We start from the raw sequence: 24,695 nt of genomic DNA, 5'->3' as shown, positions 1-24,695 counted from the left end.
CTGCACCGGAAATTTACAAGCAAGGAGGGGGCAAGCATGACTCATTCTGAACAGGGCGGCATTGAGCACATCATGGCGGCGCAGGCCCGCGTTCCCATTCCCGAAGACTTCGCGCAGCAGGCCAACGTGAGCGAGCAGCAGTACCGCGAGTGGTACCGCGAATCGGTGGAGAGTCCGGAAACCTTCTGGGACGCCCGCGCCAAAGACTTTCACTGGTTCAAACCTTATGAGCAGGTGCTGGACTGGCAACCGCCGTTCGCCCGCTGGTTTGTGGGCGGCAAAACCAACCTGTCCTACAACGCGCTGGACCGCCACGTGGCCGCTGGGCGCGGGGGCAAGCGGGCGCTGGTCTGGGAGGGCGAGGGCGGCGAGGTGCGCGAGTACACTTACGCGCAGCTGCTGGAAGAAGTGGGCCGCACTGCCGCTACTCTTACCCGCCTGGGCGTGAAGCAGGGCGACCGGGTGACCATTTACCTGCCCATGATTCCCGAAGCCACCTTCAGCATGTTGGCCTGCGCCCGCATCGGCGCGCCGCACTCGGTGGTGTTCGGAGGCTTTGCCGCAGGCGCGATTGCAGACCGCATGGCAGCTTCGGGCAGCGAATTTGTGATTACAGCCGACGGGGGCTGGCGCAAGGGCGAACTGGTCCCACTCAAGTCGGTGGTGGACCAGGCGGCGCAACTGGCCGAGGCCCAGAGCCAGCCGGTGCGCGGCGTACTGGTGGTGCAGCACACCGGACAAGACGTTGCCATGCAGCCAGGCCGCGACCACTGGTGGCACGAGGCGCGCACCGAGGAAACCCAGGAGGCGGCAGCGGTAGGCAGCGAACACCCCCTCTTCTTGCTGTACACCTCCGGCAGCACCGGCAAGCCCAAAGGCATTCTGCACACCACCGGCGGGTATATGGTCAATGCCGCGCTGACCACGCACGCTGTGTTTGACCTCAAGGACAGCGACCTGTTCTGGTGTACCGCCGACGTGGGCTGGATCACCGGGCACAGCTACTCCACCTATGGGCCGCTGCTGCTGGGACAGAGCATTTTCATATACGAGGGCGCGCACAACCACCCCGATTGGGGCCGGTTCTGGGACATGATTGAGCGCCACCGCATCACCGTGCTGTATACCGCGCCCACCGCCATTCGGTCCTTTATGCGGCATGGCGACGAGACACCTGCGAAATATGACCTGAGCAGCCTGCGCCTGCTGGGCAGCGTGGGCGAACCGATCAACCCGCAGGCCTGGCACTGGTATCACCGCGTGATTGGTGGAGGACGCTGCCCGGTGGTGGACACCTGGTGGCAGACCGAAACCGGGGCCATCATGCTCACCACGTTGCCGGGCGTTCACGCCGCCGAGCCGGGCACGGCAGGGGTCCCGCTGTTCGGGATTGATCCGGCCATCCTCAACCGGCAGGGCGAGGAGTTGCCCGCAGACGAGGGCGGTTTCCTGACCATTCGCCAGCCCTGGCCTTCTATGCTTCGCACCGTGTACGGCGACGATGAACGCTTCCAGCGCAGCTACTACGGCGAAATTGAGGGGGTGTACTTTGCGGGCGACGGTGCGCGCCGCTCGGCAGACGGCTACATCACCGTGCTGGGCCGGGTCGATGACGTGCTGAATGTGTCCGGCCACCGCCTGAGCACCGCCGAGGTCGAGTCGGCGCTAGTGGCGCACCCGCAGGTGGCTGAGGCCGCCGTGGTCGGCAAGCCCGACGAGATGAAGGGCGAGAGCATCTTTGCCTTTGTGCTACCGCAAGAAGGCGAAACCCCCGACGCAGCCGAACTGCGCGCCTATGTCAGCGGCCAACTGGGCAAGGTGGCGCGGCCCGACCATATCGTGGTGGCCCCAGCGCTGCCCAAGACCCGCAGCGGCAAGATCATGCGCCGCTTCCTGCGCCAGATTGCCGCTGGCAAGACGATTGAGGGCGACACTTCCACCCTGGACGACCCCGGCGTGCTGGAGCGACTGGCGAAGACGCCGGTGCAGTAAGCTGGGGCCGCCTGCGCTGCTCTGGACCGCCCACTCTGAGATGCGGAGTGGGCGGTCCACACGTTCTGCCGCTTTTCAGCTCAGCTGGACCCGCAACTCCTGCGGACCGCGCAGTACAAAGTTCTGCTTGTAGGGGGGTTGGGGGTCAGTCACGCGCAGCCCCGGAAAACGCCCGGCCAGCGCAGCGAATGTCTCGGTGATTTCCAGCCGTGCCAGGCTGGCTCCCAGGCAGTAGTGCGGCCCGGCGGCGAAGGCAAGGTGACGGGCCACATTGGGCCGGGACCAGTCCAGCCGCTCCGGTTGCGGGAACACCTGCGGGTCACGGTTGGCCGCGCCCAGCAGCAGCTGTACCTGGGAGCCAGCAAGCAACAGGCTGCCGCCCACCTGCAGCGGCCCAGCCAGCCCGCGCCCATCGAACTGTACTGGCGACACGAAGCGCAGCAGTTCGTCGGCCACGCCCTGCTGCCTGGGGTCGGCCACCAGCGCGGACCAGGCGTCCGGCTGGTCATGCAGCGCCAGCAGCCCGCCCGGAATCAGGTTGGAAGTGGTTTCGTGCCCGGCGGTGAGCAGCAGCACAGCGTTGGACAGCAGTTCATCGCTGCTCAGTTGCTGTCCCCCATCTTCGGCAGCGGCCAGGGCCGAGAGCAGCCCCGGCTGGGGGCGGGCACGCAGCTCGGCAGCCAGGTCGCGGAAATAGCCGCGCATCTCGCGGGCGTCGGCGTCTATGCGGGCCAATAGCGCAGGCGAACGGTCAGCGCCACCCAGCAACTCGGCCACGCTGTCCGACCAGCCCAGGAAGCGCTCCTCATCGGCACCACTCAGCCCCAGCATTCGCATAATCACCCGGCCTGGCAGCGGCCCCGACAGCCCCGCCACCAAGTCCACCGGCCCCGCTTGCCGCGCCAAGTCGTCCAGCAATTCGCGCAGCAGTCCCCGCACCAATTCGCGCTGTTCCTCTACCACGCGGGGCGTAAAAGCTTTCTGGACCAGGCCGCGCAGCCGGGCATGCTCAGCACCGTTTTGAAACAGCATCATGTGTTGGAGCAGCCGCGCCCCGTCGCTGTGGCTGACCGTCCACTCCGATGAGCGGGCCTGCGGCGAGCGCAGCACCGTGTCCACCGCTGCATGTGACACGGCCAGATTGAGCCCCAGCTCGGGCACACGCAGCAGGCCACTCTGATCTGTGAACCCATGCAGCCGCTGATAAAGCGGATACGGGTCGGCCAGCACCGCTCCACTCCAGAGGGTCTGCACGGTTGCCAGCACGCGGGGATCGGTCATGCCCGCAGCATGGCACGGGGGCGGGTGGGCAAAAGGCTACGCTGGCTCCATGCACCCCATCCTCTGGATCAATGGCCCCTTTGGCGTGGGCAAGACACAGGCCGCCTACGCACTGGCCCAGCGGTTGCCGGGCTCGTTTGTGTGCGACCCCGAGCAGCTGGGCTTCGCCCTACAGCGCATGACCCCGCCCCTGCTACGCGGCGACTTTCAGGACATTCCCCTGTGGCGCTCCGGCACCCGTGAAGCTGCGCCCTACACGGCAGCGGCCCAGTCATCGTCCCCATGACCCTAGTCCACCCGGCCTACTTCGCTGAGATGGTCGGCGAGCTGCGGCAAAACGGAATAGAAGTCCGGCACGCCGCCCTGCTGGCCTCGCCCGACACCCTGCTGCGGCGACTACGCTCACGCGGTGAAGGGGCTGGCAGCTGGGGAGCCACACAGATTGACCGCTGCCTGGCGGGATTGCTGGCGCTGGACCCCGCTGACCACCTGCATACGGATGGGCTGACCCATGAACAAGTTGTAGAGGCCATAGCGGAGCACTTTGGGCTGACACTACAGCCGGACACAAGTTCAGCGCTCCGAAGGCGCTGGCACAGGCTTAAGGTGGGTCTCAGCAGCGTCCGCAGAGATTAAGTCGTTCTTGCTGGGGTGTTAGCAGCAGCCTCCGCCCGGCTCACAGGTTCCGCTGTCCAGCACGGCCAGCTCGCCCCCCGCCGTCACCAAGCCTGCGGGCAGGCCGCACGCGTCACCCGCTTTACACTGCACGCCTGGAAGACTCAGGTGCACCGTCAGTCGCTCGCTGCTCAGCTCCAGGCGTTCCACGCCGTAGCGCACAGCAGGGCGGGTCAGATTGCCGTACTCGAAGCGCACCGGGGCCGAGGTGTCCAGCGTGATTTTGCTGGCCACCCGGTCATAAATCGCCAGTGCCTTGCGGGTGGTCATGAATCCGCGCTCCGCTTCTTCGGGCGTGCCGTCCATCACCTGAAAGACCGTCTCGCGCCAGCGGTCCACTCGGCCACCGCAGTCCACCGCCTCGGTGCTGACCGCACTGATTTCGGTCAGGTGATAGCCCGCTCCCACCAGCCGCTCGCCATGCAGCCAGAATTCCAGCGGACGCTGCGGCTGTGCGCGCAGGGCCTCCAGAAAATCGGCTGTACTGAGGCTCTGAACGGAAGCTGAGAGGCCGGAGACTTGATGGGTCATGTCCCTAGCTTAGATTGATAGATAGAGATGCGCCAATCTAAGCTCAAGGCAATTTGACCCCCGTCAGGATGCGGTGTAGTTCCAGCGCGTAGCTGTCGGTCATCGCCGAAACGTAGTCCGTCATGACCAGGGTGCGCTCATAAGGGGTCAGCCGCCGCACCAGCTCTTCTTTTTTGCCCTCTTTGGCCAGGGCAACCAGTTCCTCATCAGGGCGCACCAGAAGGTATGTTTCGGGCAAGAGCTTCAGCAATTTTCCGCCAGAGGCACTGAGGTTCTGGCCGTCACTCAGTCCGGGCGGCAGGGCCTGCATCAGCTCACCCAGCAACCCGCCGATGACCTTGAATCCCGCAAACTCCACTTGCAGCACCCGCTCATCGGTGTAAACCTGCGCTTTGGCTTCTGCGCCCAGCGCTTCAAACGCAGCCAGCACGTCTGGCGACTGCTCACCAACGGCGTCTATCAGGGCCTGAGCGAACGTGCCTTCCCGGAGTTCATCAAGGTGTGTCTCGGCCACCAGCATCACCGCACGCATCAGCTCACCGATGGCCTGCGCCCGCAACTCGGACAGCGGACGCCCGCACAGCTCGTCCTCAGTCATGTCTTTCAAATACTGCGGCAGCATGGGCCGCAGCAGCTCGGCAAAGCGGCGGCGCGAAATCAGTCCCGCTTCCTCAGCATCTTCCAGGTCCACCACCCGGTAGCAGATGTCATCTGCCGCTTCCATCAGGTACACCAGCGGATGACGGGCAAAGCGGCCCTCACCGAGCGGCGCGAGGCCCAGACCAGCGCGCACTGCCTCAGCCAGCGCCGCATCGGCCTGCACATAGTTGAATTTCTTGCGGGCACAGTGCGCCTTGTCGCGTGCATGGGCGCTGCCCTGGGGATACTTGAGCAGTGCGCCGTAGCTGGCCAGGGTCAGCCGCGCACCACCGGGCCGCTGCCGTCCCCACAGCCGCGCCATGATACGGAAGCTCTGCGCGTTGCCCTCAAAGCAGGCCAAGTCCCCGAACTCGGCGTCGCTCAGGTGAGGGCGCAGTTCGGCGGCGCAGCGCTGGGCCCACTCCTGAATAGAAGCTTCGCCACTGTGGCCGAACGGCGGATTGCCGATATCGTGCGCCAAGCACGCCACGCTGACGACGGTGCCTATGTCGTCAGGAGACAGGTGGGCGGGCAGTTGGCCACGCCGGGCGAGCAGCAGCCCAAAGCTTTTGCCCAAGCCCCGGCCTACGTTCGCCACTTCCAACGTGTGGGTGAGCCGGGTCCGGGTAAAGTCCGATTTGGCAAGCGGAAACACCTGCGTCTTGTCCTGCAAACGGCGAAACGCACTCGAAAAGGTCAGGCGGCCATAGTCAGCGTCGAACTCGCTGCGCCCTGTTTCTGAATGGTGGGCAGCGCGGCCCTGACTCCGCACGTCGTGGAGGCGCTCATGGCTAAGAAGCTGCGCCCAGCGGCCTTGGTCTGAGGTCATAGCGGCAGTCTTCCACGGGGTGCGGCCCTCAGCGTACACATTTGCCCGCGCGCAGCTCACCCGCAGATATTGCAAACTGCCCCCCCGCCGGGCCACAATACCTTCAGGCAGTGAACCGAAGGAGTACCGCGCCAGCACCACCTAAGAGCGAGTCTGAGACAGTGTGAGTCAGGCAGAGGTTTGGGCACGCGGGAAGGGCAGCGGGGAGCCGGAATAAAGGCGAAAAGGTGCCAGCGAGTGTCTGGAACTGGGGTGGAACCGCGCATGTCCCGTGCGTCCCCGGATGAGTGTGCCGCGCAGGCAACTCGTCCGGGACAGTCTTTTGGTCAGGAGGCCTGGAAGGTTCAGAGGCCCTGACCACACCGCAAAGGAGCCACACCATGCCCGCACAAACGATGGAAGAACTGGTCAGCCTGTGCAAGCGCCGGGGCTTTATTTTTCAGAGCTCTGAGATTTACGGCGGCCTGCAAGGGTTCTATGATTACGGCCCCCTAGGCGTAGAACTCAAGAACAACATCAAGAACGCCTGGTGGCGTGCCAATGTCCACGAGCGTGACGACATGGAAGGTCTGGACGCCAGCATCATCATGCACCGGCTGGCCCTGCGCCACTCCGGCCACGAAGCCACCTTCAACGATCCGATGGTGGACAACAAGAAAACCAAAAAGCGCTACCGTCTGGACCACCTGATCAAAGACCAGAAGGCCGACGTGCTGGCCAAAGTGGCCGCCGCCGTGAACGAAGCGCCTGAAAATATCGCCGCCGTCTCGGCCCGCTTGATGGAGCAGCCCGCACGCGCCGCCGAGATTCTGGTGGAAGCTGGCGTGCGCGACGCCTTTAGTGGCGAAGTGGGCGAGTGGACCGAGCCACGCCCCTTCAACATGATGTTCAAGACCTCCATCGGCCCGGTGGCCGACGAGGACTCCTTCGGCTACCTGCGTCCCGAAACCGCGCAGGGCATCTTCGTGAACTTCAAGAACGTGGTGGATTCCACCAGCCGCCGCCTGCCTTTTGGCATTGCACAGATCGGCAAGGCATTCCGCAACGAAATCACGCCCCGCAACTTTGTGTTCCGCGTGCGCGAGATGGAGCAGATGGAAATTGAGTTCTTCGTGGCGCCGGGCACCGACGAAGAGTGGCATGAGCACTGGCTGGAACAGCGCCTCAAGTGGTGGGAAGACCAGGGCGTACCCCGCCAGAAAATCATTGTGGAGGACGTGCCAGCGGACGACCTGGCCCACTACTCCAAACGCACCTACGACCTGATGTACGATTTCCCCACCCTGGGCCACGACGAGATTGAAGGCATCGCCAACCGCACCGACTTTGACCTGGGCTCCCACACCAAGGGACAGGCAGAACTGGGCCTGACCGCGCAGGTGATGGAAAACAGCGACTCGGTTGCCAAGCTCACCATTCCCCACCCCGAAACCAACAAGCCGGTGGTGCCGTTCGTCATCGAGCCCTCGGCAGGCGTGGACCGCGCCCTGCTGGCCGTGCTGAGCGAGGCTTACCACAAGGAAACGCTGGAAAACGGCAACGAGCGAACCGTGCTCAAGCTGCGGCCCCACCTCGCGCCCATCAAGGTGGCCGTGATTCCACTGGCCCGCAACAAGCCTGAGCTGGTGGACCTGGCCCGCCGCATCAAGGCCGATCTGCAGCGCTTGGGCCTGGGCCGTATCCTGCTGGAGGACAGCGGCAACATCGGCAAGGCGTACCGCCGCCACGACGAAGTGGGCACGCCCTACTGCGTAACGGTGGACTTTGACACGGTGGGCAAAGGCGAAGATGCCAGCCTGACAGATACCGTGACCATCCGTGACCGTGACACACTCGCCCAGGAACGGGTCGCCATTGCCGACCTGGCCGAGTGGCTGACCGCCCGGCTGCGCTGAGACCGGTATTTCAGGGCTCCCCAGCCCACGCTCAATCCCCCGCCCCGCAGCGGGGGGTTTTCTTCGTTGCGGCCCCATAGCGTCTAGTACGCCTCTACGCAGCAGACAAGGCCAGCACCCCATCCTCCGGCCTCTCTCCTGATAAGTCAGCGCTCTACCTTATTCCTATGTCCCGTGTCCTTCATCTCATTCGTCACGGTATGCCCGCACCTGATCCACAGAAGCCCAGCCACGAGTGGGAGTTGGCTCCCGGCGCACTGGCCGGGCTGCCCGACCTGATAGCCACGCTGCACCCACATCCCGGCGTGGTGGTTTCCAGCGAAGAACCCAAAGCCGCCGCCACAGCGCAGGCGCTGGCCCAGGCGCTAAGCGTGCCCTGCCACCGAATGCTGGGCCTGCATGAGCAGCTGCGCTACACGGTGCCCTTTTATGCACAGCCAGGCGAGCTCCAGGCTCAGATAGGACGCTTTTTTGCCCACTCCGCTGAGGTGGTCTTCGGTGAGGAAAGTGCTGACCTGGCCCGTGAGCGGTTCACGGCGGCCCTCCGGGCTGTGATGACAACCCACCCGCAAGGCTGCGTAGCCGTGGTCACGCACGGAACAGTACGCAGCCTCTATGTGGCGCAGGCCAACAATTTAGAGGCGCCTACCCTATGGCAACAACAGACCTTGTTGGACGTCCTCAGTGTGGAGTGGCCCAGCGGCAAGCTGAGCAAAAGGTCATAAGAGCAACAGAGCAGGCCAACAGCTGCGAGGAACCAAAAAAGACGGGCAGTGCGCTATGGCACTGCCCATTCTAGGTGCGAGAGACTCGCAGGTCAGGCTTAGCCGACCAGACGGCCACCGTGCTTCTCAGCAGCGGCCATCACAGCAGCGCCGTCCACGTTGTCGTCCACGGCCACGGCGCGGCCACCACCCTGATAGGTTTCGCTCAGGGTGCTGTAGTGGGTGTCGGGGGTTTCGTAGGTGTCGTGGTAAGCGGCATCGTCGGCTTCGCGGGCGGCTTCACCAGCAGCGCCCACAGCAGCGCCTACGCCACTGCCCAGCAGGGTCAGACCAATCAGGGGAGCAGCCAGGCCGCCGGTAGCCACGGTGGCGGCGGTAGCACCGGCCAGGGCAGCGCCGGCCAGACCAGCAGCAGCGCCGGTAGCAGCGCCCACAGCCGTGCCCTTGAGGGCTTCGTCGCCTACGGTGCTGCCGTCGCGGTCAGCGTCATAGGTGCCAGCGGTGTAGTGGTCGGTGCTGTACTGGGTACCCGTGGTGCGGCCAGCAAAGCCTTCGGTCTGGCCCTGGGTGTAGGCGTGCTGACGGTGGTCTTCACGCACCAGGCCCTGGGTCTTCAGTTCGTTAGCAAAAGCGTCAGCCTGCTGTGCGGTCGGAAAAACAAAATGTTTCATGGGATTCAGTCTGACAGCTCGGCCTAGTCATCCATGAGAATTGACACAATGTAATTTAGGGCAAACTTTGCCGCAGGTTTAGGGCTGGTGCGGGTCAGAATCTAGTAAGTCGCCCGCGTACTTGCTGTTCAGATACTCTCGCTGAGCTGCTGCCTCACGCCTGCGCTCCTCTTGCAGCTGTACTGCGATTTGGCGCATCCGCTGCTCTATCAGCGCGAGGGACTGGAGCAGTTCTGCCGTGTTGCCTCCACTCCGCTGGTGCAATTCCAACAATGCGGGAAGGTCCTGCGTGGCCGCCTGCTGGACTTCGTACCTTTCACGGCCCGGCAATTCATCATCTACAGCGTTCAGGGCGCGGTCTGCCGCAGTGATGGTGGCGCGCAGGGCCGGGCGAGCTTCCGCAGGCAGCTGCGGGGCAAAACGGTTCCACAGCCGCGCCAATTCGCGCCGCGCTGCTTGCTGCTGCGCTTGCTCCTGAACTTGGCCCAACTCCCCCTGCACGCGCTGAAGCTGCTGCTGGCCTTGCCTCACCCCACGGCGGGCAGTCTGCAGCCCAAAATAGGCAATGCCTACAGCAGCGAGCAGCAACAGGGCCAGCAAAAGGACACCAAGGCCCCAAAAGCCCGTGACAAAAGCCACCACCGCGAAAATGAACAGCAGCGACAGGGCCATGAATCCTGCTGCGCCGGCCAAAGCCACACCAAACAACCGCTGTAAGAACCTGTTCGCTGCTGAGGGAGCTGGCGGCAATGCAGCGTGTCCTGCGTCAAACGGCGCAGAGTCATCCGGCGCTGGAGCCATCGGCTGAAGGCGGGGAGAATCTGCTGTGCGGTCAGTGGTACGGGAGGAGCGGGGGCGGGTCACAGCCCAAATGATAGGACTGCTGCACCCCAACGAAAGAGGGCGGGCCTACCCCCAAGCAGGAGTGGCCCGTCCAGAGTGCGCAGCTTCAGAGCTTGAGCTTGACGCCTACTTTGGCTTTGAACACCGTGCCCGGCTGGTTGAGGATGTCGTCCTGGGTGCTATAAGCCGCGTCACCAGGGCGGCTGGTTTCGCTGCGTCCGCTGCTGTCGGTGTAGGTGATGCTGCCGCCAAAGAACTGATCCACGCCCACATCACCAATCACGCTGAGGTTGCTGGCCACCGGGTAGGCCACTTGCAGGCCGCCGCCCACGCCAAAAGCGTTGGTGGCATAGGTAGAGGTCTTGTTGTCGCCGTCCGTCACAGTGGCATTGAAAGCGCCGTAGCGGCCACCGGCATACAGGGTGGTGTCAGCACCAGGTGACAGCTGTCCCAGACGGTAAGTGCCATCAACACCCAGCACCACATGCTGTCCTGCTTCGGTATAGCCAGCCTGGGCAAAATCAAAGAGGCCCTGGGTCACGGCTTCATCGTTGACTGCGTCGCTGATTTTGCTCAGGCGGCCACTCACTTTGAGGCCCAGAGGACCGGCCACAGCAGGCACATGCACAAAGCCTTCGGCGCTGCTGCCGCCAGCGACTCCGCCGGTCAGGCCCACTTCCACGCCTGTCTGGCCCACCTGGAAGCCACGCTGCGCGCCGGCCACGCTCAAGCTTGCCAGAACCATCACTGTCAGCATCTTTTTCATGGGTGCAGTCTACCCTCAGGTACGTGACCGCTTTCTGAATTTGGCCCTGGGCAGGGGGCAGCGATCCCTTCGCCGGTCCGACAGGCACAAAAATCAAAGCGGAAAAATCTGTTACACTCCAGAAAATTGGACTCGGTTCAAGTTTGTGGGTGTGCGCTGATTTCTGAGCGCCGGGGAGAAGGTCGGTATTCCCCAGCGAAGAAACAGAAAGAGTCACAGGGAGCGACCTGCCCTAAACTGAAGCAGCCGGAATCAATCTATATCGGGGCTGCCGCACCGTAGCAGCCCGGCATCCAGGAGGAGACCTATGAAAATTCTGACTCTGATTCGCCAAGTCCCCGACGCCGAAGCCCGCGTAAAAGCAGCGGGGGGGCAGATGGACCTGAGCGGCACCACCATGGTGATTGACGGCATGGACGAGTACGGCGTAGAAGAAGCCCTGCAACTGCGTGAGGGCGGCGCGGACGTCGAAGAGATTATTGGCCTGGCAGTGGGCCCCGCCCAGACCGAGGACGCGGTCCGCACGGCTCTGGCGATGGGCATTGACCGCGCCATTCATGTGGAAACCAGCAGCTACCTGGACCCCATCACCGTGAGCAAGATTGTGGCCACCGTGGCCCAGGAAGAGGGCGTCAGCCTGATCCTGGCCGGTGGGCAGCAGGCCGACTGGGACAGCCAGGCCCTGGGCGCAGCCACTGCCGAGCGCCTGGGCTGGCCGCAGGCCACCTGGACCAACGACTTGTCCCTCAGCGGCACGGCCCTGAGCGGCAAGCACGACGTGGACAGCGGCAGCGAGAACTTCCAGATGGACCTCCCCGCCGTGGTGACCACCCAGCAGGGTCTGAACGAGCCGCGCTACCCCACGCTGCCCAACATCATGAAGGCCAAGAAAAAGGAGCTGCGTAAGGACGACCTCAGCCGCTTCGGTGCCGAGAGCAAGGTACAACTGGTCAGCAGCGAGATTCAGGTGCGCAGCCGCAAGAACCAAATGATTGACGGCAAAGACCCGCAGGCCGCCGCCCAGGAACTCATCAACCTGCTGCGCAGCGAAGCCAAAGTCCTGAACTGAACCTGTCCCACTTCTTTCCTTTTTCCCCTTTAAGGAGCTCCTTCTAATGATTCTGATTATTGCCGAACACAAAGATGGTCAGCTGTCCAAATCCACTGCCGAAATGGTCCAGGCCGCCCGCGCCTCGGGCCAGAGCGGGCCGGTCACCGTGCTGGTGCTGGGCAGCGGCGTAAACGAAGTCGCCAACCAAGCCGCCCAGTTTGCTGACCAGGTGCTGGTGGCAGACCGCCCCGAACTGGCGCAGTACAGCGCCGAAGTCTGGACCGCCGCCGCCGCGCAGATTGCCCAACAGGGTCAGGCCAACACCGTGATGATCGGCGGCAGCCGCTCGGGCCGCGAGTACGCTCCCCGCGTCGCCGTGCGCCTGGACGCCCCCTATCTGGAAGACGCTATTGCCCTTCAGGCAGTAGACGGCGGCCTGCAAAGCCAGCGCTACTCGTACCTGGCCCGCGTGACCGAAACCCAGCAGGCCAGCGCTCCCACCGTGGTGGTCACGGTCAAGCCTGGTGCTTTTCAGCCCGCCGCCGCTACGGGCCAGACCGCCGAGCAGTACGACGTGGAGCTGGAACTCCCTCAGCCCCGCTTGCAGGTGACCGGCAAGAACGAAGAAAAGCTGGACCGCGTGTCCCTGAGCGAAGCCGACATCATCGTGACGGGTGGCCGTGGCGTAGGCAGCGCCGAGAACTTCAGCACCCTGGTCGAAGGTCTGGCCGACGCCCTGGGAGCCGGGGTTGGAGCCACCCGCGCTGTGGTGGACGCAGGCTGGCGTCCCTATGGTGAGCAGGTGGGCCAGACCGGCAAGACCGTGCAGCCCGGCGCTTACATTGCCCTGGGCGTGAGCGGCGCAGTGCAGCACCTGTCGGGCATGGGCAAGAGCAAATACATCGTGGCGATCAACAAGGACGCCGACGCCCCCATCTTCAAGGTGGCCGATTACGGCATCGTAGGTGACGTGAACGAGATCGTCCCCGCCCTGATTCAAGCCAGCCGCTGATGCGCCCTGGCCTGCTCTGGCGGGCTGGCGCGGCGGGCCTGCTGCTGGCCGGCACTCTGAGTGCTTGCGTGCCCGCTGTGCAGCCGCAGGCTCCCTCCCCCGCCCTGCTGGCCCGCGCTGAAGCGGCCATTAGCCTGGTCCAGACGCTGGGCTGGGGCACGCCAGAAGCTTTTACGCTGGCCCGCCCGGCCCTGGAGCCGCTGTGGCCTGAGCTGGACTGGGCGAGCAACGGCTGTAGTGCCCCTAAGGGACTGGGCTTGGGTTACCGCGCGGAGTTCACGCCTGCTTGTATCGTCCACGATTTCGCGTACCACAACCTGCGGGTCTTGGAGCCGACAGCGGCCAACCGCCTCGCCAGTGACGAAGCTTTTCGCCGCAACCTGTGGGCCATCTGTGAGCGCAAGTCTGCCTCAGCCCAGCCGGGCTGCTTCTCGGCAGCGACTGCTTACTACGCCGCCGTGCGCCTGCGCGGCAGCGTGCGATTTGCCCCAGGTACCTAAACCTAAACCCCGCACATACACACAGGGAGCAAGTTTCCACCTGGCATTTTGCCCGGCGCAGTCTTGCCCCCTATGCAGCTGCTTATCGTACTGTGGGCAAGTCCACCGTCCAGCGCGGCTCCGAGCGAACACGCGCCCAGGCCCGCTCGAAGGCAGTGTGCGGGCGGGCATCGGCCAGCAGCTCGGCCAAACCTGCGGCCAGAGGAAGGCGGCGCAGATGCAAACTGGACTGAAATCCACCACCAGCCCACTCGGCCTGTGCGTGAATCACACCGCCCTCCCCTGCTTCCAACACGAAATGGGCCCCGCCTCCATACAGCTCGACCCGGCACAGGTCGCCATTTTCACGCTCACAGTCCTCGGATTCAACGGTGACACCGCCCAGATCAGGCCAGCCCAGCGTGTCGGCCACCCAAGCTCCATACAGCTGCGCCGGCAACGGGTTTTGCCCCGCGTAAGTGAGCCGCAGCGCCTGCAGGCCGGGCAACTGCTGTATCCCCTCAGGGCGGTCAAACAGCTGTGCCAGCGCTTCACGCCACCCACTAAGCCGCGGCCAGCCCAGGTCCGCCAGCGCGTAGTGCCGCCCCGGCCTGATGTCCAGCGTGAGCGAGTCGCAAATCACCTTGTCGGCCAGCTCGGTCAGCTCGGTCAGCAGCGGGCCACCGGGCCGGCGCTCAGCAGCCCACCAGATGTAGTTGAGGGTGGCCGGGCGCAGCAGCGGCAAGATGGCCCCGCGCAGCTGGTCTTCACTCGCGTGCAGGACCAACCGCTCCACATAGCGCCCCCCCTCTTGTGGAACGAGGCTGACCTGCACCTCCACCGTATCGTCGCTGCCCTCCAGCACGCCGATAATCTGCCGCCCGACATAGCGGCCCTGAAGACCGGCCAACGCGCCCTCGACCTTTTTGAGGTGCATGCGCTCGGTGAGGGCCACCAGATTGCCGGTAGCAGCGCGCGTCTGCACACCCAGACAGTCCCACAATTCGCTGATGGTGCCCTCGGCAGCGCGCACGGTGCTCAGGCGCGGCTCCAAGCAGGTGGGGTCCACAGCCGCCGGGGTCACAGCCGCCTCCAGCGCCGGCCTTCGCCTATCAGCCGGTCAGCGTCGTCTGGCCCCCAAGTGCCGCTGGTGTACAGCTGCGGGTGACCGTGCCCCTCCCAGGAATCCAGCAATCCCTGCACGATACGCCACGACTCCATCACTTCTTCCTCGCGGGGAAACAGCGAAGCGTCACCGGTCAGGGCGTCGAGCAACAAGCGGGAGTAGGGACTTTCCAGCGGGGCACCGAACGCGTCGTAGCGAAAGTCCATCACCACTTCGCGCAGGTCCATTTCCTGCCCCGGCATCTTGGAGCTGATTTTGAGGCTGACGCCTTCGTCGGGCTGAATGCGGAAAGCCAGCACATTGCGCTCCACATTGGGAAAGATGCTCAGCGGCGGGCGCTTGAAGACCACCGCGATTTCGGTGACCTTTTTGGGCAGGCGCTTGCCGGTCCGCAGGAAAAAGGGCACGCCCTGCCAGCGCCAGTTGTCCACTTCCAGCCGCACAGCCACGTAAGTCGCAGTGCGTGAGTCGGCGGCCACACCTTCTTCGTCCTTGTAGGCAGCCAGGCGCTCCCCGTACAGGGTGCCTGCTGCGTACTGCCCGCGCACCGCCACCTCACCCACCGTTTCCGGGGTAATCCGGCGGGTGGCCTGAAGCACCTTGGCCTTTTCGTCGCGCAGCGCGTCGGGCGAGCCGGGAGCAGGAGGCTCCATCGCCGTCAGCGCCAGCAGTTGCAGCAGGTGATTTTGGAGCATGTCGCGTACAGCCCCAGCTTCCTCGTAGTACCCGGCGCGGCCCTCCAGCCCCAGATCCTCGGACGCCGTGATCTGCACGTGGTCAATCAGGTTGCGGTTCCACAGCGGCTCGAAGATGGCGTTGCCAAAGCGAATCGCCAGCAGATTCTGCACCGTCTCCTTGCCCAGATAGTGGTCAATCCGGTAAATCTGTGACTCGTCCCAGTGCCGGGTCAGCTGCGCCTGCAACTCGCGGGCCGATTGCAAGTCGCGCCCGAACGGCTTTTCGATGACGAGCCGCCGCCATCCTTCGCCTTGCTGGTGAAGCCCCTGCGCGGCCAGACCGTCGCTGACCGTGATGAACAAGCTGGGCGGCAGGGACAGATAAAACAGGGCGTTGGCTGTCTCGCTCTGCTCACAGAAAGACGCCACCTGTGCGTACACCTCTGCCCCGGCCAGGTCCCCGGCTCGGTAGGCCAGTGTTCCCAAAAAAGCGCCCAGGCTGGCTTCGTCAATCTCATCGGTTTCGCTGCTCTCACGCAGGGCCTGCTCGACAAAGCCCTGAAACTCAGCTGCTGACATCTCCTGGCGGCCCACACCCAGCACCTGCACCGCGCTGCTCAGCAGCCCATCTTGAAACAGCCCGAAGATCGCCGGAAGCAGCTTGCGGCGCGAAAGGTCGCCCGTGACCCCGAAGATGACCAGATTGGCGGGCTCAGGCGCACTCTGGCGGCGCATCACGTCGCGGAAAGGGTTGCCGGTCGGGGCTTCTTTGGCGGGCAAATCTTGTGAGCTGGGCGTCCTTTTCCTCTGCTGGCCTCCTCCCTGCTGGTCTGACGTCTTCTGGCGCGGCTCCTTCTGACCTGACGCCTTGGGGGCAGCCCGCTGCTTGGAGCTTGCCACAGCGGGTTTGGCGAGTTTGGCGGCTTCCGGCTTTCCTGCACCCTGATCTTTGGCACCCTGGGCTTTGGTGCCCTGGGCTTTGGCAAGCTGCGGTTTGGCCTTCTGCGCCTTGCTTTTCTGTGCGGCACCCTTCTTGGTCTTATTTTGGGCCTTGTTGTTTTGGGTACTCATTCGGGGTCCTTGACGCGCTGCTGCCCGGTTTCACCGAGCTGCTCGGCGGCGCTGGTGTTGGCCGGGTTGAGGTCGGGCACCAGGCCTTCTTCGCGGTGAGCTTCTACCGTCTTGATGGCGTGCCCACCAAAGGCGCGGCGCATCACGCTGAGCATCTGCCCGGCGTAGCTCAGCTCCTGCTGGCTGCGGAAGCGCATCTGGGTTGCCAGGGTAATGACCGGGGTGGGTACGCCCTGCTCCACCGAATCGATGATGGTCCAGCGGCCCTCGCCGGAGTCGGCCACATAGTCGCTCACGCCGTCCAGCCCGGTATCCTGCTGAAGCGCTTCGGCGGTCAGGTCCAGCAACCAGGAGCGGATGACACTGCCGTGCCGCCACAGCTCGGCAATCTGGGCCATGTCCAGGTCAAATTCAGTCTTGGCCTTCATCAGCTCAAAGCCCTCGGCGTAGGCCTGCATCATGCCGTACTCGATGCCGTTGTGGACCATCTTGACGTAATGCCCCGAGCCGCTTGGGCCCATGCGGCCCCAGCCCCGGTCAGGCGCGGGCGCGAGCGTCTCCAGCAGCGGGCGCAGCCGCTCCACAGCAGCCTCGTCGCCGCCCACCATCATGGCGTAGCCCTCAGAGAGCCCCCACACCCCACCGGACGTACCCACATCCACATAGTGAATGCCCTGAGCGCGCAGCTCCTCGGCGCGGCGCATGGTGTCTTTGAAGTTGGAATTGCCGCCGTCAATGATGATGTCGCCCGGAGCCATGTGCGCGGCCAGGTCTTCGAGCACACTCTGGGTAATCGGCCCGGCGGGCACCATCATCCACACGGCGCGCTCTCCAGGCTGGCCCAGTTTTCCGAGCAGGTCCGCAGTGTTGTGCGCACCTACCATGCCCTGCGCGGTGAGGTCGGCCATCACGCCAGCGTCGCGGTCCAATCCGGCGATGCGGTGCCCACCTGCCAGGAGGCGGCGCACCATGTTGCCGCCCATCTTGCCCAGGCCAATCATGCCCATTGCTGCGGTGTTTGTCGCTACTGTCATGGGGGCATGATACGCGGCCAAAGTCAGTTTCTCTGCGGCCTCTCCCGAACTTCTCCGAGCAAGCACGCCACCCAGCCGACCTTTGACCACTGCCCTACGGCATCTTAAGTGGGCTGACGGGCACCGGCACTGGCACCGACTCCGCTGGCGTGCCCTGTAAAACGTCTGGCCCAGCGGCCAGCAGCAGGCTGACCAGCGCTACCACCACTGCATTGTTCAGGCCATGCAGCAGCATGGAGTAGCGCAGGCCCCGCGTGCTGGCGGCGTACCAGGTGAGCAGCCCCAGCCACAGCTGCGGGAGCGGCAAGGTGCCCGGCACCAGGTTGTGGGCCTGAGCAAAGACCACTGCCGAGACCAGCCCCAGCACCAGCGTGACAGCCCGGTGATGGCGAGCAGGCAGGGCACGCCATAGGCCCAGGCGCAGCAGCAGCGGAATCCCCCGGAAGATCAGTTCTTCGATGACGGGCACCACCACCGCCAGCAGCAGCGCCACCCCAGCCAGCGCCAGAGGCAAGTTGGTGCTGCCCAGCGCCTCCTGAAACACACCGTCTATGCCCGCAGCGTTGTCGTCGCTCATGGCCAGCCCGGGCACCAGCAGCGTCAGTGGCAGCAGCAGGAAATACCCCAGGTACGCCAGCCCCAGTTCACGCAGGGTCTTGCCGAACGGGCTTGAGCGGGCATAGGCCGCCTGCCAGCGTCGCACCGGGCCTGGCAGCCGCGAAGGGGGCAGGGGTACAGGAGGTGGACCCACCAGGTCAGGACCAGCACTGGGCAGGGACATCTAGCGCCGGTTCCATTTGCCCTTGCGGGCGGCTTTCTCGGCCTTGCGCCGGGCCTCTTCCTGCTGGCGCAGGTCTTCATTCATCTTGTCGATGCGGCCCGCTGTGGGCGCATCCACTTCGCGCTGCATGTCCAGCAGCGTGGTGAGCAGCATGTTCTGCATCATGCGTTCCACCTGTGCCCGCACCCAGTCAAAGCGCACCTGACCCCGCAGCGTCAGGGTCACTTCGGTCACCGGCTGGCCCGGCACGGCCTTGAAGGTCCAGTCCTGCGAAAACTCTTCCAGCGGGCCCATGCCGCGTACCGTGCGCCAGCCCCCGGAGCGCGAAGTCTTGAGGCCACCGTACTCGGCTTCAAACCGCAGCCCCCCCAGTCGGCGCACCAGCCGGAAGCGGGCGTGGGCCCCATTTCTCAGGGTCTGGGTGTCATCTGACCAGGCCGACTCGGCCATGTTGGAATCCCACGCGGCGCGGCGGGTGGGCACCAGGGCCAGCCGGTACAGCACTTCCGGACGGGCACGCATCGGCACGGTGTGACGCATCACGATGGGTTCGGGTTGCCCTGCGCGGGGCTGGGGTCGCTCAGTGCGGGCGGGCGCAGCCGCCGCGTCTCCGCTCCTGCGCACTTCAGGCCGGGCCTTCAAGGTCGCATGCGACACGCCCTCAGCTTCGGGGACAGGCGACTCGGAGCGAGGTTTGCGGAACAGCTTGAACATGCCCATCACTCTAAAGCAGCCTGCCGCGTGCGCTCACTTGAGCAGCCGCAGCGTAAACGGATAGCGGTAGGGCCGCCCATCCGACACGCTCATCACCGCCAGAATCATAAAAATGATGGGAATGATGTAAAAGAAAAGGCCGCCCAGCATCGCCAGGAACACCAGTCCGATGCCGCCGAAGATGCCCAGGCCTGCCAGCACATCCGAGCCAGCCGCTGCGCCCGCAGCCCCGCCCAAAAAGCCCAGGCCCGCCAACCCCAGCAGCAGCAACAGCCCCAGCGTGGAATAAATCCACATGGAAATCTGGAAGTTCAGCGCTTCTTTGCCCTGGTCATCCAGCACGCGGCTGCGGTCACGGTAAACCAGCCAGGCCGCCAGTGGGCCAAGCAGATTGCCAAAAGCAGGCAGCAACAAGCCCAGCAGCGGCGAGAGGTGAATCAGCATGGCGGGAGTGCGGTCAGCTTCGGGTAGAGCAGGAGCCATGCCGCCTGCACCGCTCCAGGCCGGTTCGGGCACCAGAGGGGCCGCCTGCGGAGCTTCGGATGGAGGAACGCGCTTCATACTTGACAGTACGTCCCTGGGATCACTACAGTTCCCGGACTGTGACGCGTCCCGGCTCCCGAACCCGCCCCCGCACGGCCAAGGACACTGCTGCCCGTGACCGGCTGCCGCTGAAGTCTGTCATTCAGCCGTCTGTGCCGGTCAGTGGTCAGCGGGTGACGCTGTTTAGCGACGGCGCATGCGACACCACCAGGGGACATGGCGGCTGGGCCACCATCTTGCGCTACGGCGAGCATGAGCTGGTCCTGAGCGGCCACGAGCGGGAAACAACCAACAACCGCATGGAGCTGCGCGGCCTGCTGGAAGGGCTGCTGGCGCTGAAGCGTCCCTGCCAGGTGCAGGTGGTCACGGATAGCCAGTATCTGCGTAAAGCTTTTACCGACGGCTGGATTACCGGCTGGATGCGTAACGGCTGGAAGACCGCCAGCAAGGAGCCAGTCAAGAATCAAGACCTCTGGGAAGCCCTCATCGAGCAGGCCCGGATTCATGAGCTGACTTTTGTCTGGGTCAAAGGGCACGCAGGGCACGCCGAGAACGAACGGGTGGACGAACTCGCCGTGCAGGAACGCAAAAAACTGCGCTGAAGGCTGGACCCATACCACCACCGGCAGCGGACGCGCCGATGGGCCTGATTGCCCCGCTGCCTCGCTTCCTCGGCAGAGGCTGATCAGCGCAGGCCAGCGCTCTTCCGCTGTATTCAGGATTGACCTATGCTGTGGGCGTGAGTGCTGTTATTCATCTGCAAGCCCTGGGTCTGACCGAGTACGAGGCGCGGGCCTACACGGCCCTGCTGGCCCTGGGTCGCTCGGTACCAGCGCGGGTGGCACGGCAAGCGGGCATTCCCCGCCCCAAAATTTACGAGACGTTAGAACGCCTTGAAGGCCGGGGACTGGCCAGCAAGGTCGGCCAAAACCCACTGGAATATGCGCCGCTCAGCGCCCGCGAGTACCTGACCCGCTCACGCCGGGCCTTCAGTGACCGCCTAGAAGCCCTGGACCGCGACCTGTCGCGCCTGACCCCCGACCCGGCCCCGGAAGCGGTGTATCACCTTAACGGCGAAGCGGCGCTGCGGTCTCTATGCGAAGACCTGCTCCTGAATGCCCGGCAGCAGGTGTACATGGCAGGCAGCCCCGCGCTGGCGGACCGCCTCGAAGCGCTGTGCCCCCGTGGCGTGGCCCTGACACGCGCTGACCTGGCCGACCTCCCCCCCATCGCTGCTGCCGGGCAGGACGCCTTTTTGCTCACCCGCGACGCCGAAGCCGCCGTGATCGCTCACTTTGTCCCGCACGACACCGACACAGAAGCCCACGGGGTTCACACCCACAATCCGGTCATCATTCACCTGATTGACGGCTACGTGCGCCTGGCCGCGCAGCAACAGCGCCAACCCAAACCCGCCAAGGCGTCCCGCAAAAGCGGCCCCAAAAATGCTGTGGAGCCCAGCATTTCCTGAGCCCAGGCCCAGGTGTTGACAAGCCCAGGCCCAGGTGTTGACAAGCCCTGGCCCCCGCTGTAATCTATCTGAGCCTTTGGGGCTGTGGCGCAGTTGGGAGCGCGTCTGAATGGCATTCAGAAGGTCAGGGGTTCGAATCCCCTCAGCTCCACCAAGATATGAAAAAGGCCACCTGGCAGCAATGCTGGGTGTTTTTTTTGTGGCGCTACACTGCTTTCCGGGGCTTGCATCCACCCGCTGGGCGCGCTACTCTATATCGGCCCTGAGGCGTGCCCTCGGCACAGGATCAGGCGACGTAGCTCAGCTGGTTAGAGCGCACGACTCATAATCGTGAGGTCGAGAGTTCAAGTCTCTCTGTCGCCACCAAGCAAACGAAACGTCCCCACCGAAATGGATGGGGACGTTTTTGTATCTTTGTCTGCTGCTTCGCCCGTAGTGCAGAGCCCAGCAAGAGCACCTGCGGGGTCAGGTTCCTACTTGGTCCTGCACATCGGCGGCAGGAATCACAAAATAGTCAATCGGCTTGAAGGTGCCATTGTTGCTGCTCTCCGCCGAGCACGCAGTCAGCCCGACCACCATATCCATCTCGGCCCGCAGTTCCAGGCGCTGGCCGGCCTGCGAGATGGGCGGGCCTATGTTGACTCGGCCCTGGCTGTCCACCAGCACATTCATAAAAATGTTGAGGGTGGTGGGAATCTGGTCGGGCTGGATGCCGTAGGGTGCGAACGCCTGCACCAAATTGGAAAAGCAGCTGGGATGCCCCTCGGCGGTGCCGGGCGGGTACAGAATCTCAAAGGTTTCGGTGGAGCAGGGCGTGAGCAGGAAATCGTGCCGGCCCACGTCGTCGCGCAGCAGGGTGAACATGGGGCGCGAGCGGTTGGAGTACAGCACATGCCCAGTGGTCAGATAGATGGTCTCGTTGTAGTCGAAGGTGCGGCCTGACGAGAGCCACTCTTCGCGGTTGTCCCCGGCGAAGGCCATCAGGTCAGACACCTGCTCGCCCTGGGGATCAATGACCACCAGGATGTCGCCCTTTTGCAGGGTAAAGCCGCTGCCGCTCTGCGGCGGAATGCGGGTCACAGCGTAAGCGGATTCGTCGCGGGTGGGACTGCTGGGGGCAGATTGCGTCATATGTTCTCCTCTTGTGGGATAGTCTCAGGGGCAGCGCTCAGCTCAGCGCGGCCAAAGCCGAAGGGACAGTGGCCGAACGGAGCTTGCCAGCCGGGTTCTACGGCGCGGCCAGAATATTGCCGGGCTTCGGGGGCAGCGCCGTAGTCGGCCAGGTTGGGGTTGATGTTGCCCTGCAAGCTGATATCGCGGGCGCGAATGGTCTCCTGAAAGCGGGTCCAGCGGCCATCGGCCTTGAGTGTGCGGAACTGGTGGTGCGAGTTGAAGACCACAGTGGCATAAGGAAAGCGCCGGGCCATGCGCGACGCCCCTGGGTGCAGACCCACAATAAAAAAGGCCTGCCCGCCGAACGAATACCCGAAATCGGGTGAAGTGGTGTCGCTGCTCACCTCGGTGCTGTAGGGCTGGTCGTCCAGCAGTGAGAGTCCGTGCAGCTGCTCCCAGAGCAGGCGCTCAAACGTCAGTTCGTCCACCTCGCCGGGCGACTCGAACACGCTGACAAAGCTGGTGAAGTCCGAATCCATCCCCGGCTGCTCAGCCTGAAAGGCACGCAGGTCGCGGGCCAGCGCCAGGGTGGTGTCCAGCGCACCGAGTTGCCCGTAGGTGTGCAGGCGGTACATGTCGGTGTTGACCGAGGCTTTGGCGGCCACGCACGGGAACTCAGAAGCCTGAATCTTGCTGCGGAAAGCGTCCTCAGCGCGGACGGCGAAAGGCTCGGGGTCTGGCAGGGCCACCGGGGGGCCAGAGACGCGGCGATAAGAAGCAGAAATAGTCATAAGTCCTCAGGGCAAAGCAAATAAGGAAAAAGGTGGAAAGGAAGGACCTAGGCAGGTCCAAGTTCAACCCGCTTACCATAGGTACTGCGCTGGCTTTGGGCTGTGGCTTATGCCCTTTATGGCGGCCATCTCAACTTCGCCTAAAGCCCCTGAGCTGGCCTGCGCCCAGAGGGAAGGTGAGCACTTTCTGCCGCGCAGGCAAGAGATTTTCTAGACTGCCCGGCATGACTGCTCCCACCGATGCCCTAACCTTGCCCTGCGGCGTGACCGTAAAAAACCGTCTGCTCAAAGGAGCGATGAGTGAAGCACTGGGAAGGCGCGACCACGCCCCCCGGCCCGAGTTGCCCGCGCTGTACGCCCGCTGGGCTGGGGGCGGCACCGGCATCCTGCTCACCGGCAACGTGATGGTGGACGCCCGCGCCCTGGGCGAACCGGGCAACGTGGTGCTGGAAGACGAGCGGCACCTGGCCGAGTTCCACGCCTGGGCCGTGCAGGGCAGTCGGGGGGGCGCGGCGCTGTGGATGCAGCTCAACCACCCCGGCAAGCAGGCCCCGCGCGGACTCAATGCAGGCGGCACCGTCGCCCCCAGCGCCGTGCCCTACCCCGGCGGCCTGGCCCGCGCCTTCGAAACGCCGCGTGCGCTGACGGTGCCCGAGATTCACGACCTGACCGCCCGCTTCGCCCGCTCGGCGCGGCTGGCGCAGCGGGCAGGCTTCGGCGGGGTGCAGCTGCACGCGGCGCACGGCTACCTGCTGTCGCAGTTTCTCTCGCCCCGGCACAACGTCCGCACCGACGAGTACGGCGGCAGCCTGGAACACCGGATGCGCTTTCTGCTCGAAATCTTCGACGCGGTGCGCGCAGCGGTGGGGCCGCGCTTTCCGGTCAGCGTGAAGCTCAATTCTTCCGACTTCGTGCGCGGCGGCTTTTCGGAAGAGGACAGCCTCGCGGTGGTGGCGGCACTGGGCGAGCGCGGCTGCGACCTGATCGAGATTTCGGGCGGCACCTACGAAAAACCGATGATGATGCTGGGGCAGGGCGAACGCGGCGGCTTCTTTGCCGATTTCGCGGGCCGGGCGCGGGCGGCGGCGGGCGTGCCGCTGTGCGTGACCGGGGGCTTTCGCGACGCCGCCACCATCCGGCAGGTGCTGGCAGAGGGCAGTGCCGACGCGGTGGGGCTGGCCCGCCCGCTGGTCACCGACCCCGACTTCAGCGCCCGCGTGCTGCGCGGCGAGGACGTGAGCAGCGAGGTGCGCCCCCTGAAAACGGGTCTCGGCCTGCTGGACGGCAGCGGCTACCTGGAAATCGCCTGGTACGAGGACGCCATGCGCCGTCTGGCACGCGGTCAGCAGGTTCGGGCAGGCGAGGCCCCGCTGCTGGCGCTGGCCCGTATCGCCGCCGAAACCGGGCTGGGCGCGGTGCTCAGGCGGCGGCGGGCTTGAGCAGGCACTTGATTCGGAGTGTGAGCAGAGTGCTTGCCGTTGCCCAACAGCTTCCGGTCGTCCTGAGTTCGCCGGGGCGTTGAAAGCCTGGCGGACGGCCCGCTTCAAAGAACCGGAGTTTGCCCGAGGGCACGCTGGCTGACCCGAATGAACTGGCAATCCGGGAGGTGGTCAGCCGGACTGGGGACGCCCTACACCTGTATGCCCTCGGTGCCTGTCTAGAAGTGCCCGCCACATTCCGCTTGTGTGACGCCGACAGACCTTGATGGCAGCAGCCCCACTCTTAAGAGGTACAGCAGACGTCAAGTACAAGACAGCAAAAATCAATCAAAAGTGCAATGAAATTTCTTTCATTTTAACAGTATGAAAAGAAAACTGCACTCTTTCTGATTTACTTGTTAAGTTAGATCCATGTCCTCAGTACCCGACAACTTCATATCCAGACGTGAGGGACAGCAAAAACAGACCTCGCTCCCCGGTTCAGCTTGAAGGCTGGATTCAGGGAGCGAGTGACGCTTTGATGAGTGTGTGAAAACAGAACAAAAC

Annotated in this window: 25 protein-coding genes and 2 tRNA genes; 13 read left to right on the top strand and 14 right to left on the bottom strand. The window is 64.3% G+C overall.

Annotation, left to right across the window (positions count from 1 at the left end; all coding sequences use genetic code 11):
- Positions 1 to 36: 36 nt before the first annotated feature.
- Positions 37 to 1,992, top strand: a complete 1,956-nt coding sequence (acs, locus tag IE158_RS05860) for an acetate--CoA ligase (RefSeq protein WP_189642733.1) — start codon at positions 37 to 39, stop codon at positions 1,990 to 1,992.
- 75 nt (positions 1,993 to 2,067) lie between these two features.
- Here acs and IE158_RS05855 read toward each other — a convergent pair whose 3' ends face one another.
- The gene (locus tag IE158_RS05855; protein ID WP_189642732.1) at positions 2,068 to 3,273 is read right to left on the bottom strand and encodes a cytochrome P450; all 1,206 of its coding nucleotides are present in this window, start codon (positions 3,271 to 3,273) and stop codon (positions 2,068 to 2,070) included.
- Between the two features lie 49 nt (positions 3,274 to 3,322).
- On the opposite strand from IE158_RS05855, the gene IE158_RS13540 reads away from it, so the two are divergent.
- Positions 3,323 to 3,559 (top strand): hypothetical protein, encoded by a 237-nt coding sequence (locus tag IE158_RS13540; protein ID WP_229838934.1) that lies wholly within the window; start codon positions 3,323 to 3,325, stop codon positions 3,557 to 3,559.
- Positions 3,556 to 3,909 carry a hypothetical protein gene (locus IE158_RS13535; protein WP_229838933.1) on the top strand — a complete coding sequence of 118 codons (354 nt, stop codon included), beginning with the start codon at positions 3,556 to 3,558 and terminating at the stop codon, positions 3,907 to 3,909. The genes IE158_RS13540 and IE158_RS13535 overlap by 4 nt, the downstream gene beginning before the upstream one ends.
- An 18-nt stretch (positions 3,910 to 3,927) precedes the next feature.
- On the opposite strand, the gene IE158_RS05845 is transcribed toward IE158_RS13535, so the two are convergent.
- Together IE158_RS05845 and dgt are read right to left on the bottom strand one after the other, a co-directional pair.
- Positions 3,928 to 4,479 (bottom strand): DUF6428 family protein, encoded by a 552-nt coding sequence (locus IE158_RS05845; RefSeq protein ID WP_189642731.1) that lies wholly within the window; start codon positions 4,477 to 4,479, stop codon positions 3,928 to 3,930.
- Between the two features lie 43 nt (positions 4,480 to 4,522).
- Entirely contained in the window at positions 4,523 to 5,947 is a 1,425-nt protein-coding gene (gene dgt, locus IE158_RS05840; RefSeq protein WP_189642730.1) for a dGTP triphosphohydrolase, read from the bottom strand.
- A 380-nt stretch (positions 5,948 to 6,327) separates the two neighbouring features.
- On the opposite strand from dgt, the gene IE158_RS05835 reads away from it, so the two are divergent.
- Both IE158_RS05835 and IE158_RS05830 read left to right on the top strand, forming a co-directional pair.
- The gene (locus IE158_RS05835) at positions 6,328 to 7,842 is read left to right on the top strand and encodes a glycine--tRNA ligase (RefSeq protein ID WP_189642729.1); all 1,515 of its coding nucleotides are present in this window, start codon (positions 6,328 to 6,330) and stop codon (positions 7,840 to 7,842) included.
- A 167-nt stretch (positions 7,843 to 8,009) separates the two neighbouring features.
- The gene (locus IE158_RS05830; RefSeq protein ID WP_189642728.1) at positions 8,010 to 8,567 is read left to right on the top strand and encodes a histidine phosphatase family protein; all 558 of its coding nucleotides are present in this window, start codon (positions 8,010 to 8,012) and stop codon (positions 8,565 to 8,567) included.
- Between the two features lie 98 nt (positions 8,568 to 8,665).
- Here IE158_RS05830 and IE158_RS05825 read toward each other — a convergent pair whose 3' ends face one another.
- The 3 genes from IE158_RS05825 to IE158_RS05815 all read right to left on the bottom strand — a co-directional run bounded on the left by IE158_RS05825 (position 8,666) and on the right by IE158_RS05815 (position 10,847).
- Positions 8,666 to 9,238: a hypothetical protein gene (locus IE158_RS05825; protein ID WP_189642727.1), complete on the bottom strand. Its 573-nt coding sequence runs from the start codon at positions 9,236 to 9,238 to the stop codon at positions 8,666 to 8,668.
- Between the two features lie 78 nt (positions 9,239 to 9,316).
- On the bottom strand, positions 9,317 to 10,102 hold the full coding sequence (locus IE158_RS05820; RefSeq protein WP_189642726.1) for a hypothetical protein: 786 nt from the start codon (positions 10,100 to 10,102) through the stop codon (positions 9,317 to 9,319).
- A gap of 85 nt (positions 10,103 to 10,187) precedes the next feature.
- Positions 10,188 to 10,847 carry a hypothetical protein gene (locus tag IE158_RS05815; protein ID WP_189642725.1) on the bottom strand — a complete coding sequence of 220 codons (660 nt, stop codon included), beginning with the start codon at positions 10,845 to 10,847 and terminating at the stop codon, positions 10,188 to 10,190.
- Positions 10,848 to 11,154: 307 nt separating this feature from the next.
- Here IE158_RS05815 and IE158_RS05810 point away from each other — a divergent pair, with 307 nt between their 5' ends.
- From IE158_RS05810 to IE158_RS05800, 3 genes are read left to right on the top strand one after another with little or no spacing between them, the layout of a single operon-like run.
- Positions 11,155 to 11,916, top strand: coding sequence for an electron transfer flavoprotein subunit beta/FixA family protein (locus IE158_RS05810; RefSeq protein ID WP_189642724.1), 762 nt, complete (start codon positions 11,155 to 11,157; stop codon positions 11,914 to 11,916).
- A gap of 46 nt (positions 11,917 to 11,962) precedes the next feature.
- Positions 11,963 to 12,910 (top strand): electron transfer flavoprotein subunit alpha/FixB family protein, encoded by a 948-nt coding sequence (locus IE158_RS05805; protein WP_189642723.1) that lies wholly within the window; start codon positions 11,963 to 11,965, stop codon positions 12,908 to 12,910.
- On the top strand, positions 12,910 to 13,410 hold the full coding sequence (locus IE158_RS05800; RefSeq protein ID WP_189642722.1) for a phospholipase A2: 501 nt from the start codon (positions 12,910 to 12,912) through the stop codon (positions 13,408 to 13,410). The genes IE158_RS05805 and IE158_RS05800 overlap by 1 nt, the downstream gene beginning before the upstream one ends.
- A gap of 82 nt (positions 13,411 to 13,492) precedes the next feature.
- Here IE158_RS05800 and IE158_RS05795 read toward each other — a convergent pair whose 3' ends face one another.
- The 6 genes from IE158_RS05795 to IE158_RS05770 form a co-directional block, all read right to left on the bottom strand.
- Entirely contained in the window at positions 13,493 to 14,473 is a 981-nt protein-coding gene (locus IE158_RS05795) for a glucose-6-phosphate dehydrogenase assembly protein OpcA (protein ID WP_229838932.1), read from the bottom strand.
- On the bottom strand, positions 14,470 to 16,263 hold the full coding sequence (gene zwf, locus IE158_RS05790) for a glucose-6-phosphate dehydrogenase (protein WP_189642721.1): 1,794 nt from the start codon (positions 16,261 to 16,263) through the stop codon (positions 14,470 to 14,472). Before zwf ends, IE158_RS05795 begins: the two co-directional genes overlap by 4 nt.
- Positions 16,260 to 17,297 (bottom strand): phosphogluconate dehydrogenase (NAD(+)-dependent, decarboxylating), encoded by a 1,038-nt coding sequence (gene gnd / locus IE158_RS05785; RefSeq protein ID WP_229838931.1) that lies wholly within the window; start codon positions 17,295 to 17,297, stop codon positions 16,260 to 16,262. The genes zwf and gnd overlap by 4 nt, the downstream gene beginning before the upstream one ends.
- A gap of 94 nt (positions 17,298 to 17,391) precedes the next feature.
- Positions 17,392 to 18,078, bottom strand: coding sequence for a CPBP family intramembrane glutamic endopeptidase (locus IE158_RS05780; protein ID WP_189642720.1), 687 nt, complete (start codon positions 18,076 to 18,078; stop codon positions 17,392 to 17,394).
- Positions 18,079 to 18,792 (bottom strand): SRPBCC family protein, encoded by a 714-nt coding sequence (locus tag IE158_RS05775; protein ID WP_229838930.1) that lies wholly within the window; start codon positions 18,790 to 18,792, stop codon positions 18,079 to 18,081.
- A 33-nt stretch (positions 18,793 to 18,825) separates the two neighbouring features.
- Positions 18,826 to 19,353, bottom strand: coding sequence for a DUF4870 domain-containing protein (locus IE158_RS05770; protein ID WP_229838929.1), 528 nt, complete (start codon positions 19,351 to 19,353; stop codon positions 18,826 to 18,828).
- A gap of 41 nt (positions 19,354 to 19,394) precedes the next feature.
- On the opposite strand from IE158_RS05770, the gene rnhA reads away from it, so the two are divergent.
- The 4 genes from rnhA (at position 19,395) to IE158_RS05750 (ending at position 21,172) form a co-directional block, all read left to right on the top strand.
- On the top strand, positions 19,395 to 19,937 hold the full coding sequence (gene rnhA / locus IE158_RS05765) for a ribonuclease HI (RefSeq protein WP_189642719.1): 543 nt from the start codon (positions 19,395 to 19,397) through the stop codon (positions 19,935 to 19,937).
- A gap of 137 nt (positions 19,938 to 20,074) precedes the next feature.
- The gene (locus tag IE158_RS05760) at positions 20,075 to 20,806 is read left to right on the top strand and encodes a TrmB family transcriptional regulator (RefSeq protein ID WP_229838928.1); all 732 of its coding nucleotides are present in this window, start codon (positions 20,075 to 20,077) and stop codon (positions 20,804 to 20,806) included.
- A gap of 78 nt (positions 20,807 to 20,884) precedes the next feature.
- Positions 20,885 to 20,960, top strand: a tRNA-Ala gene (locus IE158_RS05755).
- A gap of 135 nt (positions 20,961 to 21,095) precedes the next feature.
- Positions 21,096 to 21,172, top strand: a tRNA-Met gene (locus IE158_RS05750).
- Positions 21,173 to 21,271: 99 nt separating this feature from the next.
- On the opposite strand, the gene IE158_RS05745 is transcribed toward IE158_RS05750, so the two are convergent.
- On the bottom strand, positions 21,272 to 21,937 hold the full coding sequence (locus IE158_RS05745) for a DUF1989 domain-containing protein (RefSeq protein ID WP_189642718.1): 666 nt from the start codon (positions 21,935 to 21,937) through the stop codon (positions 21,272 to 21,274).
- The gene (gene gntA / locus IE158_RS05740) at positions 21,934 to 22,710 is read right to left on the bottom strand and encodes a guanitoxin biosynthesis heme-dependent pre-guanitoxin N-hydroxylase GntA (protein WP_189642717.1); all 777 of its coding nucleotides are present in this window, start codon (positions 22,708 to 22,710) and stop codon (positions 21,934 to 21,936) included. Before gntA ends, IE158_RS05745 begins: the two co-directional genes overlap by 4 nt.
- A gap of 224 nt (positions 22,711 to 22,934) precedes the next feature.
- On the opposite strand from gntA, the gene IE158_RS05735 reads away from it, so the two are divergent.
- The gene (locus tag IE158_RS05735) at positions 22,935 to 24,149 is read left to right on the top strand and encodes an NADH:flavin oxidoreductase/NADH oxidase family protein (protein ID WP_189642716.1); all 1,215 of its coding nucleotides are present in this window, start codon (positions 22,935 to 22,937) and stop codon (positions 24,147 to 24,149) included.
- The last annotated feature ends 546 nt before the right edge of the window (positions 24,150 to 24,695 follow it).

This window comes from Deinococcus piscis (genome assembly GCF_014653275.1).
Classification (GTDB): domain Bacteria; phylum Deinococcota; class Deinococci; order Deinococcales; family Deinococcaceae; genus Deinococcus; species Deinococcus piscis.
Note: the sequence above shows the minus strand (reverse complement) of the source record. Positions and strands in the feature narration are given on the sequence as shown.